General features: G+C 61.3%; 10 protein-coding genes. 7 read left to right on the top strand and 3 right to left on the bottom strand.

Translation table 11 applies throughout. The annotated features are described in order from the left end of the window. Window positions 1-58: 58 nt before the first annotated feature. The 4 genes from C7I85_RS06090 to C7I85_RS06105 all read left to right on the top strand — a co-directional run bounded on the left by C7I85_RS06090 (window position 59) and on the right by C7I85_RS06105 (window position 7,081). Window positions 59-2,941: a ribonucleoside-diphosphate reductase subunit alpha gene (locus tag C7I85_RS06090; RefSeq protein ID WP_106723029.1), complete on the top strand. Its 2,883-nt coding sequence runs from the start codon at window positions 59-61 to the stop codon at window positions 2,939-2,941. A 23-nt stretch (window positions 2,942-2,964) separates the two neighbouring features. Then, complete coding sequence (locus C7I85_RS06095; RefSeq protein ID WP_106723030.1) at window positions 2,965-4,092, top strand: ribonucleotide-diphosphate reductase subunit beta; 1,128 nt, start codon at window positions 2,965-2,967, stop codon at window positions 4,090-4,092. A 101-nt stretch (window positions 4,093-4,193) separates the two neighbouring features. Continuing rightward, window positions 4,194-4,787, top strand: a complete 594-nt coding sequence (locus C7I85_RS06100) for a histidine phosphatase family protein (RefSeq protein WP_106723031.1) — start codon at window positions 4,194-4,196, stop codon at window positions 4,785-4,787. A gap of 200 nt (window positions 4,788-4,987) precedes the next feature. After that, window positions 4,988-7,081 carry an ATP-dependent helicase gene (locus tag C7I85_RS06105; RefSeq protein ID WP_106723032.1) on the top strand — a complete coding sequence of 698 codons (2,094 nt, stop codon included), beginning with the start codon at window positions 4,988-4,990 and terminating at the stop codon, window positions 7,079-7,081. Window positions 7,082-7,144: 63 nt separating this feature from the next. Here C7I85_RS06105 and C7I85_RS06110 read toward each other — a convergent pair whose 3' ends face one another. After that, the gene (locus C7I85_RS06110) at window positions 7,145-7,525 is read right to left on the bottom strand and encodes a nuclear transport factor 2 family protein (protein WP_106723033.1); all 381 of its coding nucleotides are present in this window, start codon (window positions 7,523-7,525) and stop codon (window positions 7,145-7,147) included. 349 nt (window positions 7,526-7,874) lie between these two features. Here C7I85_RS06110 and arsK point away from each other — a divergent pair, with 349 nt between their 5' ends. Together arsK and C7I85_RS06120 are read left to right on the top strand one after the other, a co-directional pair. Next, window positions 7,875-9,074 (top strand): arsenite efflux MFS transporter ArsK, encoded by a 1,200-nt coding sequence (arsK, locus tag C7I85_RS06115; RefSeq protein WP_106723034.1) that lies wholly within the window; start codon window positions 7,875-7,877, stop codon window positions 9,072-9,074. A 53-nt stretch (window positions 9,075-9,127) separates the two neighbouring features. Continuing rightward, entirely contained in the window at window positions 9,128-10,081 is a 954-nt protein-coding gene (locus C7I85_RS06120; protein ID WP_106723035.1) for an aminoglycoside phosphotransferase family protein, read from the top strand. Between the two features lie 237 nt (window positions 10,082-10,318). Here the strand turns inward: C7I85_RS06120 and C7I85_RS06125 are convergent, their stop codons facing one another. Then, window positions 10,319-10,669 carry a hypothetical protein gene (locus C7I85_RS06125; RefSeq protein ID WP_106723036.1) on the bottom strand — a complete coding sequence of 117 codons (351 nt, stop codon included), beginning with the start codon at window positions 10,667-10,669 and terminating at the stop codon, window positions 10,319-10,321. Between the two features lie 679 nt (window positions 10,670-11,348). Here C7I85_RS06125 and C7I85_RS06130 point away from each other — a divergent pair. Then, window positions 11,349-13,163, top strand: a complete 1,815-nt coding sequence (locus C7I85_RS06130; protein WP_210203023.1) for an arylsulfatase — start codon at window positions 11,349-11,351, stop codon at window positions 13,161-13,163. 257 nt (window positions 13,164-13,420) lie between these two features. On the opposite strand, the gene C7I85_RS06135 is transcribed toward C7I85_RS06130, so the two are convergent. Next, window positions 13,421-14,332, bottom strand: a complete 912-nt coding sequence (locus tag C7I85_RS06135) for a LysR family transcriptional regulator (RefSeq protein ID WP_106723038.1) — start codon at window positions 14,330-14,332, stop codon at window positions 13,421-13,423. Between the last annotated feature and the right edge of the window lie 130 nt (window positions 14,333-14,462).

Genomic DNA, 14,462 nt, shown 5'->3' on the forward strand with positions numbered 1-14,462 from the left:
TCCCGGGTTTCGCTTGCGTCCACGGCAATCCCCCCGCCCACAACGCCACGGGGACAAGATGCCGGCGACTTCGACACTCACTACAAACGGGATCGCAGCGATCCCGGCTTTCAACCACGCCTCAGATTTGACCGCCGCCGAGCCCGGATACCGGGTCATCCGTCGGAACGGTTCGGTGACACCCTTCGATGCGTCAAAGATCACCGTCGCACTGACCAAGGCGTTTTTGGCGGTGGAGCGATCTGGGGCGGCGGGCTCGCGGCGTGTCCACGACCTTGTCGAGGGATTGACTGACCAGATCGTATCGAACCTGACGCGGCGGGTCGGGGAGGGCCGTACCTTCCACATCGAAGACGTGCAGGACCAGGTGGAACTTGCGCTCATGCGCGGCGAGCATCACAAGGTCGCACGCGCTTATGTCCTTTATCGTGAGGAGCGTGCACGAGAGAGGACGGCGACCGAGGCTACAGACGCAGGCCGCACGATCTCTGCGCTGAACGTCAAGACGGATGACGGGAGCTTGGCTCCGCTTGACGAGGCCCGTCTTGCGGCAATCGTGAGTGAGGCTTGCGAAGGTCTGAGCGACGTCGCGGCGGAGCCGATCCTGGCTGAGGCAAGGCGCAACCTCTATGACGGCATCACCGTTGACGAGCTGTCGCTGGCGCCGATCCTGGCTGCCCGCACGCTGGTCGAGCAGGAGCCGAACTATGCCTTCGTGTCCTCGCGCCTGTTGCTCGACCGATTGCGCCGGGAGGCCCTGAGCTACGTTTCAGGTCGACCGGAGCAGGCAACGCAGACCGAGATGGCGGAGCGTTACGCCTCCTATTTCCCCGAATTCATCCACGTCGGCATTGAGGCCGGACTGATCGATCATGAGCTGGGTCGCTTCGATCTGGACAGACTCGGCGCCTCGCTGAAGCCAGAACGGGACTTGCAGTTCCAGTATCTCGGCCTCCAGACGCTCTACGACCGCTATTTTCTCCACACGAAAGGCAAGCGTTTCGAACTGCCGCAGGCATTCTTCATGCGCGTTGCGATGGGATTGGCGGTGCGTGAGATCGACCGCGAGGCCCGCGCAATCGAGTTCTACGATCTTCTGTCCTCCTTCGATTTCATGGCCTCGACGCCGACGCTGTTCAATTCGGGCACGCTTCGGCCGCAGCTTTCGTCATGCTTCCTCACCACCGTTGCCGACGATCTCGACGGCATCTTCAAGGCGGTAAAGGACAACGCGCTCCTGGCAAAATATTCGGGCGGGCTCGGCAACGACTGGACGCTGGTACGTGGCCTCGGCGCGCATATCAAGGGCACCAATGGCGAGAGCCAGGGCGTGGTGCCGTTCCTCAAGGTCGCGAACGACACGGCCATTGCGGTCAACCAGGGCGGCAAGCGCAAGGGCGCGGTATGCGCCTATTTGGAAACATGGCACGTCGATATCGAGGAGTTCCTCGATCTGCGCAAGAACACCGGCGACGACCGCCGTCGCACCCACGACATGAACACGGCCAACTGGGTGCCGGACCTGTTCATGGAGCGCGTCGAGGCCGATGGCGAGTGGACGCTGTTTTCGCCCGACGAGACCGCCGACTTGCACGATCTCTACGGCAAGCCGTTCCGGGCGGCCTACGAAGCCTATGAGGCAAAGGCCGCTGCGGGCGGGATAAAAGTGTTCCGCAAGGTTCGCGCGCACGACCTGTGGCGCAAGATGCTGACCATGCTGTTCGAAACCGGGCACCCGTGGGTCACCTTCAAGGACCCGTGCAACATCCGCTCGCCCCAGGGCCATGTCGGCGTGGTGCACTCGTCCAACCTGTGCACCGAGATCACGCTGAACACGTCCAAGGACGAGGTGGCCGTGTGCAATCTCGGCTCCATCAACCTGGTCAATCACCTGACCGAAAACGGGCTCGACCTTGACCGGCTGGCGAAAACCGTCGGCACGGCGATGCGCATGCTGGACAACGTCATCGACATCAACTTCTACACCATCCCGGAGGCGCGGCGCTCCAACCTGCATCACCGCCCGGTCGGTCTCGGCATCATGGGCTTCCAGGACGCGCTGCAGGCCCTGCGCATTCCCTATGCCTCGCAGGCTGCGGTGGAGTTTGCCGACCACAGCGTGGAGGCAATCAGCTACCATGCCATCTCCGCTTCGGTGGATCTCGCTGCAGAGCGCGGCAGCTATGCCAGCTTCGAAGGCTCCCTGTGGTCGAAGGGCATCCTGCCGATCGACTCGATCAAGCTGCTCGAGGATGCGCGTCCAGGCGCCCAGATGGATGGTGCCTCGACGCTTGACTGGGAGGCGCTGCGCATGCGGGTGAAGAAGACCGGCATGCGCAATTCCAACACGATGGCGATCGCACCCACGGCGACGATTTCCAACATCTGTGGCGTGTCGCAATCGATCGAGCCGGCCTACCAGAACCTGTTCGTCAAATCGAACATGAGCGGCGACTTCACCGTCGTGAATGCCCAGCTCGTTCACGACCTCAAGGTGCGCGGGCTGTGGGACGAGGTGATGGTTTCGGACCTGAAATATTTCGACGGTTCGGTCGGACAGATCGACCGCATTCCCGACGATCTCAAGGCGCTCTACGCCACCGCGTTCGAGATCGATTCCTCATGGTTGATCGAGGCCGCGTCGCGTCGCCAGAAGTGGATCGACCAGGCGCAGTCGCTCAACCTCTACATCGCCAATCCGAGCGGCCGGAAGCTGGATGAACTCTACAGGCTGGCTTGGCGCAAGGGGCTGAAGACCACCTATTATCTGCGTTCGCGCTCGGCCACCCATGTCGAGAAATCGACGCTGAAAGGCACGGACGGCAAGCTGAACGCGGTCTCGCCGGCCGCCGTGGCGGCTGCGCCGATCGTGGTCGATCCCGGTCAGGCCTGGGGCAAGGCCTGCGCCATCGACGATCCCGATTGCGAGGCCTGCCAGTGAGTAGAGAAGCAGGAGACAAAAACATGCTCGACTGGTCCGAACCGAAAACCAATCCCGCAATCGCCCTGAACCCCACTCCCGGCGAGGCTCCCGCCGCCGATGCAACCGGCCTTGGCGAGATCGAACGCGGCGGTGCGCGCGTCTCGGTGGACGACAAGCGCATGATCAATGCGCGCGCCGACGTGAATCAACTTCTGCCGCTAAAGTACCGCTGGGCTTGGGAAAAATACCTCTCAGGCTGCAACAATCACTGGATGCCTACCGAAGTGTCCATGCAGGCCGATATCGCGCTGTGGAAGTCCAGGGATGGGTTGACCGACGACGAGCGCCGCATGATCAAGCGCAATCTCGGTTTCTTCGCTGCGTCGGAAAGCCTGGTGGCGAACAACATCGTGCTCGCCATCTACCGCCACCTGACCAACCCCGAATGCCGGCAATATCTGCTGCGGCAGGCGTTCGAGGAAGCGATCCACACCCACACCTTCCAGTACATCGTGGAGAGCCTTTCGCTGGACGAGGGCGAGCTGTTCAATATGTATCGCGAGGTGCCGTCGATCACGGACAAGGCGGCGTGGGCGCTGAAGCACACGCAGAATCTCGACAACCCCGACTTCCGCACCGGCACGCCCGATGCCGACCAGGCCTTCCTGCGTGACCTCGTCGCCTTCTACGTCATCTTCGAGGGCATGTGGTTCTACACCGGCTTTGCGCAGATCCTGTCGCTCGGCAGGCGCAACAAGATGGTCGGCATCGCCGAGCAGTACCAGTACATATTGCGCGACGAGTCCATCCACCTCAACTTCGGCATCGACGTCATCAATCAGATCAAGCTGGAGAACCCGCATCTGTGGACCTCGGCGTTCCAGGACGAGGTGCGTGGCATGATCGCGGAAGCGGCCGAGCTGGAGTCCGCCTATGGCCGGGACACCATGCCGCGCGGCTTCCTCGGTCTCAATGCGGCGCTGTGCGAACAGTACATGCATTTCATTGCCAATCGTCGCTGCGCGCAACTTGGGCTCGCGCCGGTCTTTGCGGAAGCCGAGAATCCATTCCCCTGGATGAGCGAAGCGATGGACCTCAAAAAGGAGAAGAACTTCTTCGAGACCCGTGTGATCGAGTACCAGAACGGTGGGGCGCTTTCGTGGGATTGAGTTAAGGACGCTCGTGCGACGGTCTATTCCTGACAACGAAACACAACTAGACCAGGCGGAGCCCGGTGGCAGGCCGGCGGAGTAGGAGGAGGGCGCCTGACATGAGAGCAACGCGGCTGACGCTGATCTGCAGCGGGATCACGCATGGCGTGCGCAAGTCCGGGTTTCCGAGCGATGAACCGCTGGAGAAGCGCTCCGTGAAGCTGGCGCAAGCGCTCAGGGACCACCTTGCTGACGCCGATCGGGCACTGTGCGGACCCGCCTTGAGGGCCCGCCAGACAGCTGAGCTACTGGGGTTAAGCGCGACCGTGCGCCAAGACCTGCGGGATCAGGATTACGGAATTTGGTCTGGCAAGACGCTTGTCGAAATCGAGAAGGACCAGCCCGAGGCTATCGCCGCATGGCTGACCGATCCGGCCTTTGCGCCCAAAGGCGGTGAATCCATTGACGACGTCGCGGAGCGGGCGGCCGCTTTCCTTGACGAGATGCGCGCTGCGCCCGGACATGTGATCGCGGTCATACATGCTGCCGTGGTGCGCGCCGCCATCCTCAACGTTCTTTCGGCGCCCCTGACAGCGTTCTGGCGCATCGATGTACCGCCGCTCTCCGTCACCGACCTGCGCTGCGATGGAAGACGGTGGGTGCTGCGCGCGCACGGTTTGCCCTCGCTCGAGCTGAACGGAGAGTCCGACTAGGCTTCAACCTAACCTGGAACCATGCCATGGATACGCAAGCTGGGCACCAGTTGCAGTTGTTTCGGTTTCCCCCGAAGCAACCTGCCTAGCCCTCTCCGCGCTCTATTACGGGCGGAAGACCAGGCGTACTTGCCTTGCCGAAACCTATCTCAACCCCGCGGCGGTTGCGAACGAACCGGAAACAGAGTTCATTCCGGGGCATGAACGTTGCCCTTCGTGATTCGGCTGAACTGACTGCCCCCTGTGAGGCTTATCTTGCCACGCTGAATGCGGAGCAGCGTGCCGCGGTCGAGCATGGGGATGGCGAGGTCACGAGGCCGCTGTTGGTGATCGCAGGGGCGGGGTCCGGCAAGACCAACACACTGGCGCACCGCGTCGCGCATCTGATCGTCAAAGGCGCAGACCCGCGTCGCATTCTGCTGATGACCTTCTCGCGGCGGGCCGCGTCGGAGATGACCAAGCGCGTCGAGCGTATTGCGGCCCGGGTGATGGGCGACAAGGCCGCGCTATTGACGGATGGCCTCAACTGGGCAGGCACCTTTCACGCGATCGGTGCGCGGCTATTGCGTGACTACGCGCTGGAGATCGGGCTCGATCCGGCGTTCACCATTCACGATCGCGAGGATTCAGCCGACCTGATGAACCTGGTACGGCACGAGCTCGGCCTTTCGAAGACCGAGAGCCGCTTTCCGGCCAAGGGAACCTGTCTTGCGATCTATTCGCGGGTGGTCAACGCCCGGGCCGAGCTCGAGCCCATACTCGCCAAGAGCTTCCCATGGTGCATCGGCTGGGCCGAGGAGTTGAAGCAGCTTTTTGCGGCCTATGTCGACGCCAAGCAGGCACAGAACGTCCTCGACTATGACGACCTCTTGCTGTGGTGGGCGCAGATGTGCGCCGAGCCTGCAATCGCCGAGCATCTCGGCAATCGCTTTGACCACATCCTCGTCGACGAATATCAGGACACCAACCGACTGCAGGCCGCGATCCTCTTGGCGCTGAAGCCCGACGGGCGCGGACTGACGGTCGTGGGCGACGATGCCCAGTCGATCTATTCGTTCCGCGCGGCCGAGGTGCGCAACATTCTCGACTTCCCCGGGCACTTTCCGGAGTCTGCCCGGATCGTCACGCTCGACCGCAACTACCGTTCCACCGATGCGATTCTCGAGGCTGCGAATGCAGTCATCGGCGAAGCGCCAGAGCGCTTCACCAAGAACCTGTGGACCGAAAGACGCTCGGCGGAGAAGCCGCTGCTCGTGACCGTACGCGACGAAGCCGAGCAGGCGAACTATGTCGCCGACAAGGTTTTGGAAGCGCGCGAGGAAGGCATCGCCCTCAAGCAACAGTCGGTGCTCTTTCGTGCGTCGCATCATTCTGGTCCGCTGGAGATCGAGCTCACCCGCCGCAACATTCCCTTCGTGAAGTTCGGCGGACTGAAATTCCTCGACTCTGCCCATGTGAAGGATGTGCTCGCCCTGCTGCGGTTTACCGAGAACCCGAAGGATCGGGTCGCGGCCTTCCGGGTGATGCAGCTCATTCCCGGCATTGGCCCGTCAGCCGCAGCGGCAGCCATGGACGCGATGGAGCGGGCGCTCGATCCGGTTCTCGGCCTGCAGTTCTTCCGCGCGCCGGCGCGTGCAAACGCCGATTGGCCGGGCTTCGTCGACCTCTTTTCGGGTCTGCGCTCGCGCTCGGCCTGGCCTGCCGACCTGGAACGGGTGCGGCTTTGGTACGAGCCGCATCTCGAACGCATCCACGAAGAAGCCGCGCCGAGGCGGGCCGATCTGCTGCAACTGGAACAAATCGCCGCCGGCTACCCGTCGCGGGAACGCTTCCTGACCGATCTCACCCTCGATCCGCCGGACGCAACGAGCGACGAGGCCGGGCCGCCGCATCTCGATGAAGACTACCTGATCCTCTCGACAATCCACTCCGCCAAGGGACAGGAATGGACCAAGGTTTTCGTGCTCAACGGCGTGGACGGTTGCATCCCGAGCGATCTTGCCGTTGGCGAGCGCGACGACCTGGAAGAAGAACGCCGGTTGCTCTACGTCGCGATGACGCGTGCGAAGGACAGCCTGCACCTGATCACACCGCAGCGCTTCTTCGTCCACGGTCAGGCGTCGCGCGGCGACAGGCATGTCTACGCCTCGCGCACGCGCTTCATCCCAGACGGCATGCTGGACCGTTTCACGCGGACGTCCTGGCCGCCACCCTCTCAGGCCGCCAGCGGTCGCACACCTCAGCCCGACATTCGCGTCGACCTCAAGGCCAAGATGCGCGGCATGTGGCGGTAGGGGCAATTGCCGACCCTATTGCGATCTCGGCGCAACACCTCGCGCGCAGTCCATTCGCGCCATTCAAGACATCCGCTCCACCCATTGAACCCGCGAAGAGCCTGGTTCGAACGGATCGCCGAAATATTGGGTTTCGCGGGCCACCTGGCCGTCCCTAAACTCCATAATGCTGACCGTGTAAGACGGCCGCCCATCGTAGGTCAGAACCAATTCGGTGATCCAGAGGTCGCCAGCCCCGAGTATCCGCCGCACGGTGAAGCGCTTCTTGTTCGGCTGCGCCGAACGAGATGCCTGAATGTTGTGCCGACCACGGATGCGCTCACCCGACTGCGGGTATTCGAGCACCGCGTCCTCTCGGTAAATCCGATGCTCCGCCTCGAAGTCGTTCGCGTCGGAGGCTGCCCAGTGGCGATCGAGAGCAGCTCTAATCTCGCTGTCTTCCATCTCAATCTTCCTCGCATCTGCGGCGCGCACAGGCGCCTCGTGGCTCCTCGAATTCGAGGACACTGCTGCAAGCGCTTCGAGATCCGACGTTACACCCTATGAGAACTCTTTCGCCAGCGCCGCGTCACTTCCGACTTTGGCGCGATCCGGACCAATGCACTGGCATAGGCCCGTTGCGGCCTCTGCCGCTGTTTGAAGATCCGCCCGTCGGTGTATCGAACGGCGATGACCTACCCTCCGATTGATCCCTACGATTCCGCCCTGCTCGGCGTCCCGCAGTCCATGGAAGAGATGCGCATGGCGCTTGACTCATTCGAGGCCGCTTCTTCCCAGGGCAGGAACGCCTGAGATGAAAAATGGCATCCCCGTTGGGGTCGTCGGCGCGCTCGGCCTTACCCAGATCATCGGCTACGGCACGCTCTACTACAGCTTCAGCATCCTCGCCCCGGGGATGGCCCGTGATTTCGGCCTGACCGTGGAGCAGGTGTTCGGCGTCTTCTCCGCCTCGTTGTTCGTCGGCGGCCTGTCGGCCCCGTTTGTCGGCAGGTGGATGGACCGCTTCGGCGCGGCGATGGTCATGACCGTCGGTTCCGCCGTCTCCGCCCTGACCCTGTTACTCTGTGCCTGGTCACCATCCACGGTCGTGTTCGCACTGGCCATAGCCCTCCTGGAGGTCGCTTCTGGCATGGTGCTGTATCAGGCCGCGTTTGCGGCACTCGTCGAGAGCCGTCCGCAGGCTGCATCGCGAAGCATCACCTATCTCACTTTGATCGCCGGCTTCTCCTCGACGATTTTCTGGCCGATCACAGCCCGCATCCACGAGCATCTTTCCTGGCGCGAAATCTATGTGGCGTTCGCCGGGCTGAACCTGCTCGCCTGCCTGCCGCTGCACCACTGGATCGCCCGCTCCAGGAAGTCTGAAGCGGCGTTGTACGTCCATCACGGACAGGAGGCGGTTGTCGGTGCGCTTCCGGCCGATCTCCGGCGGCGCGGCATGGTCATGGTCTCGCTGGCGTTCGCCCTCCAGGGCTTTGCGCTGTCTGCCATCCTGACGCACATGGTGCCGATGCTGGGAACGATCGGCTTTGGGGCCGCAGCCGTGATGATCGGCTCGCTGTTCGGCCCGTCCCAGGTTCTGAGCCGGTTGGTCAACATGGCGTTTGGCAAGAACATGTCGCCGCCCATGCTTGCGACATTGTCGGCTGTCCTGATTGTTGCGGGCGTCGTCATCCTCGGTGTGTCGGGGACCTGGCTGCCGGGAGCCGTCGCCTTCGCCGTCTGCGTTGGCCTAGGTTCGGGCATCAACAGCATCGCCCAAGGCTCGCTGCCGCTCTGGCTGTTCGGCTCGACGGGCTACGGCGCCATAACGGGCCGCATGGCCGCCACACGGCTCGCAGCCGGGGCGCTGGCCCCGTTCGTTTTCTCCGTACTGATGGAGCGCTTCGGTGTCAATGTTGCGCTAATAGTCAATGCGTGCCTCGGGGCGGTGGGCATAGCTGCATTCTTCGCGGTGGTTTCGGCAACGCGACGCACAGCCATCGCGACATGAGCAAGCGCGATCCGGCTCTCCACGGTTTGCCGAACATGGGGCAAGCAATCTGAATGGTCGAACCGCCAGAAATCGCTAATGAGACCGACTTTGAGAGGTGGCGGTCCCGTCCAGATCAGTGGTTGCCGCTCGTGAACGGAATTGCTCGCGAAGAAGGCATCAACCCCAGAAACCTCTCGCAATTCGGCAACAGCACAAACCTTGTCATTGACCTCGACGATCGGTTGATACTGAAGCTTTTTCCGCCGATTTACCGGACGCAGTTCACCAGCGAGCGCAATGCGCTTCGGTATTTGGCGGGAAAAATGGACGTCCCGATCCCTTCAATCGAAGCAGAGGGTGAGCGCAACGGTTGGGGCTGGCTTATCATCACCAAGCTCGACGGCATTGTAGGTTCGATAGCTTGGTCGCTGCTGCCGGAGCAGGAGAAGGAGCGTGTGCTTGAGCAGATAGGAGGCGCCATCTCCAGCATGCAGGCACTTCCGCCAGGAGACCTGAGTACAGGCAAACCCTCTTGGCGGGACTTCGTCAAAGGACAGATCGACGGTTGCTTCGAGCGTCACCGGCAGTTGGGAATGTCGCCGGGCTTTCTGTCTGATCTCCGCGTGCTACTCGCTGATGCACCGTCGGTCATTCCGCTTGATGCACCACCAGTCATACTGACAGGAGATTGGATCCCCCAGAACATCCTCCTTTCGGAAGATCGCGGGGTATGGAAACTCGCAGGGGTCATCGATTTCGGGGATGTCATGACGGGTTGGGGAGAATACGATCTTCTTGCACCCACCGCATTCATGTGTGCGGGTTCGCATGGCCGCACCAAGTCACTTCTGAGGGGATACGGCACGGTTGATGGCGAGTGTGACAGCGCGATGAGACGTCGCCTTCTGACATTGACGTTTCTCCATGCTGAAAGCGATCTGCGCAAGGTTGACATCGACGGCTGGGAAGATCGGGCGACGCGTCTGTTCGATCTTGGAGACATCATTTGGCCAGGAGCCGACTAGCTCGCGCGAACCGGTAGCGCGTCAGCTTTCCCGAATAATCCGGCACAAACCGAACCGCCTCCTTTCCGCCAATCTCGGACCTTTCCGCGCTCACTTTTGTTGTCGGACAGCGGACGTTCCAGCCAACTGGCCGTTCTGGTCGGAAGCGGACGCTACGAGATTTTCAGTAGCGCAACCGTATTGCCTGCGGCCCTAAACAGGCAACGGCCTCTGCTACAACGCAGGATACTGCGGAAGTCATGCAGCAAGGCGCCCCTGATGGCTGCGGTGCTGACGGGAGCGACCAGACCCGCGCCGCTGATATTCGGCGGCGAACTTGACAGGGTCGGAGCAGCGAGCCTCAAGGAGAGGCTGCAAGCTTTCCTCGAAAAGATGCCGCTCTGAAGCGTTGAGGTCGCTGGTGGAGCGAAACATCAGGCTCTGCGCGAGGTCGTCCTCTGGCCGTCCCTCATTGAACAACCCTTCATCCACCAGGTCTCGGAGGACATCGAGGTAGTCCATGTGAAATTGCCAATCCCAGGTGTCATCGTCCTTACAGAACACCGCCGCAACTTCCAGGGTTTCGTGTGATAGATAGTTGATCGCCATATCGGCCTCCTCACTACTGGCCCACCCCTATAGAACAAAAAGAGAACACAAGAGTCAAGAGGAAGCAACGGCGGGTTTCAACGAGGCTGGCAAGATAGGATTAGCGACAGCGAAGATGGGCAGCTTTCGACCCGTTGCAGTCATCCGGGTCTGCTCGCGCAATGGCGTGAGTTGACCGGGGCCAAGCAGTCGTTGATGACCCCATCGGGCGAAACGGCCTTCCCCGAAATCGATTTGCGTGAGCCGTTCAGACAACGCAGCATTTGTTGGCGCTTAGACTTGCGGGCTCCGCATCTGCGCAATGGCAGTCATGAAATCCCTGACATGCGCGCCAAGCTCTTTCGAGCTTATGCTCTCAATCCATTGTTCGATCGTGCGCTGGTCAGAAATGCTCGATGAAGAAGACAACAGGTATTGGACCAAGGTGTTCGGTATCTATTCCCCTTTGTCATACCTGCCCTAGATACTCGCTGCCGTTGCCGGAAGAACCGGCCGTATTCAGCTCAAGACTGGCGACCGTCGGTCAACCAAAGCAGGCTCGGGTACATGGCACGCCGAGCCGCCGAACAGGGAGCTTCAACAGGCCAAGCAATCGCGCATTTCGATCGAAATAGGGGTGCCCAGGGGAGGGAGCGTGTCTGCCAACTCGAATTGGTGATCTCAATCGAAGGAGCGTGCAATGACAGACAAGCCAGGAGATGGCCGCAATATCGAGGCAGCCGACGTCGATGGAAGAACGTCTGGTAGCTCGAGCGGTTCTGCAGGATTTTCCCAGTCCATCTTACGACGGAGCATTGAAATCCGCTCCAAAACGATCGCGTCGCGGTCGCTCGGTGCGCTTGCCGCCGGGGTTCTCATGGTCGGGTTGCCAGCACTCTCGGGCCCGGCGCAGGCGCAGGAACAGCGCCCCAACATCGTCGTGCTGATGACCGACGACACCGGCTGGAGCGACTTCGGAGCCTATTCCGGAGGCGGCGCGGGCCTCGGCCACCCGACACCGAATGTCGATCAGATCGCCAAGGAGGGTGCTGTCTTCACCAACTGGTACGGACAGGCAAGCTGCACGGCCGGCCGGGCTTCCTTCATCACCGGTCGCGTTCCGATCCGCTCGGCGCTCTCGATCGTGGTCGCCCCGGGCGATGAAAACCGTCTCCGCAAGGAGACGCCCACGATCGCGGAATTCTTCCAGAAGAATGGCTACTCCACCTATTTCTCCGGCAAATGGCACCTCGGCGATAAGCCAGACGCCTATCCGACCGAGCATGGCTTCGATCAGATGAAGCATTTTGCCGCCTATTATGCCGGCGTCTATGCCTATAATGACACCGCCAGCACGTTCCATCCCTGGTTCCCGTCCTACAATCGGGAATTCAACAAGATGTACGACGACATTGTCAATCTGGGCGAATGGGAAGGAACTGCGGGGCAAGCCGCCCGAATGGTCGGCACCATAACCTATGACTCGCTGGCGGAGTTCGACATCCGGCAAACCGACTCGGCGATCGATTACATCAAACAGCACGCCAAGGGCGGCAAGCCCTTCTTCATGGACGTCAACTTCATCAAGATGCACAACCCGACGAACCCGGCGCCGGAGTTCAGAGGCCGGTCGAAGCTTGGGAATTATTCGGATTCCTTGATGGAAATGGATGCCGACATCGGTCGCATCATGGATGCCATCCGGGCCGAGGCCCCCAACACGATCGTCATCCTGACGGCCGACAATGGTGCCTGGCTCGACGCCTATCCGGATGCCGGGACCACGCCCTTCCGCGGCGAAAAGGGGTCGGCGTTCGAGGGCGGCTGGCGCGTTCCCGGCATCATGTGGTGGCCCAGCCATATCCCGGCCGGCGTCCAGTACAACGAAATGATGTCGCACATCGACTGCTGGGCGACGCTGGCCTCTATGGTCGGCCTCACCCCGCCCCCGCATGACTGGGTCGGCAACGACGGCAAGCCGATCTACTTCGACAGCATCGACAACAGCGCCTACATCCTCGGCAAGGCCCAGCATTCCGCGCGCAGATCTTGGGTCTATATCGATGGAGAGAATTTCCTTGGCGTGCGTGCGGATATCGGCGACGACCCCAGGGAGCCCTGGGTCAACATCGCCTGGAAATATCTCTGGACGGCGAAGGATTCCTGGCTTGGCGCAACTGCCAATCTGGGATCGATCGGCGCCCTCTACAACCTGACCATGGACCCCTATGAGAAATACGACATGATCTTCAACGGGGCAGCCCCGGCGCGCGTGCTGACGAGCTCGCCAGGACGCTTCTCCGGGGAAGACAATGGTTGGGTCCTGTCGCTGATCTATCCGGTGGTCATCGATTTCGACAAGTCGATCATGCAATATCCCAGCATCAGGCGCTATGTCGGCGGCGCGTCAAATGACCTGGTGCCCAACCTGCAGCACCCGGACGATCCGGTCCCCCTGCTGAAGCAGCAATTGATGGAGCAGAAGGAACCGCATATCGGCGGTGGCGGCGGCTAAGTGCCTTGCCCCACAGGATGTCAGCGCAGCCAGCCCCGTTGGCCTGGCTGCGTTGACGTGCCGGATGGCAAGGACAAGAATACCATCATTCCAAGCGGCGCAGTCCGCATTGCAGCCATCCCCCACCTGCTTCGTCCAAGACACCTGAGCAATAGTCAACGACAATTCTCAAACAAAGAGATTTCTACTGCTGCGGATGCGTATATACTCGCCTAAGCGGGCGCTGAATTGCAGATTAGCTTGTACGCTGGCCCAAATTACGACAAGCCTTGTGCGCTCACTATTTCGGTGCGCATCTTGCTGACGACGGAATCGATGAACGCGGAAACCGCCAAGGGCAGGTGAGCCCGGCTGGGATAGACGACACTCATGGAAAGGTTGCGGCGCATGTATTGCGGCAGCACTGGCACGAGTCGGCCGGCCGCGAAATCGGCCGTCCCCAGTATCGGGGTTAATGCGATGCCGAGGCCCGCAATAGCCGCCTTTCGGATTGCCTGCGCGGTGTTGGCCATGACGCGGCCGGTGACGGTCACCTCCTCCTCGACACCGTCGGGGCCTTGTAGGCGCCAGGTCGCATAATCCCGCGCCTGGGGCACAAAGAGACAGTCATGGCGGGTCAGATCCTGCAGCGTGGCCGGCGTCCCGCGCGCAGCGAGATAGGACGGGCTGGCAACAAGTCCGATCGATCGGCTTTGAATCTTGCGCACGACATAATTCGGACTGCGCGTTTGTGTGCTTCGGAAGGCGACATCGATGCCCTCTTCGATGAGATCGACCGTGGCGTCGCTTAGCACGAACTCGATGCGCACTTGCGGATGCGAGGCCAGGAATTCGGCCACCCATTCCATCTTGTAGAAGTCGAAGAAGTCGGCGGGCATGGCCACACGTATTAGCCCCCTGGGTATGCGCCCGCCGGAAATCAAATCCTCTCCGGCTTGTTGCAATCCGTCCACGGCTGCGGCGCTGTTACCGTAGAGTTCATACCCGGCATCCGTGAGCTTCAGCTTCCGGGTCGATCGCTGCATGAGCCGGGCGCCGAGCTGCTCTTCCAGCTCCTGAATGCGCCGGCTGACCGTATTGGCCGGAATCCCCAAGCGGCGCCCGGCCTCTGCGAAACTGCCGAAACGAACAACCTGCACGAACAGGCCGAGATCGTTCAGGTCGAGCATCGTCGCAATTCCTTCGAATAATGGGGGAGTTAAATCCGATATCCTCGTCTAGTCAATCAAACATGCGGTGATCATGTTTTAGTGGCAGCGGGAATTGCATTCGGTCCCGATTGTTCGACCAACCTAAAGG

The sequence above is a fragment of the Pseudaminobacter soli (ex Li et al. 2025) genome, from assembly GCF_003012705.1.
GTDB lineage: Bacteria > Pseudomonadota > Alphaproteobacteria > Rhizobiales > Rhizobiaceae > Pseudaminobacter > Pseudaminobacter soli.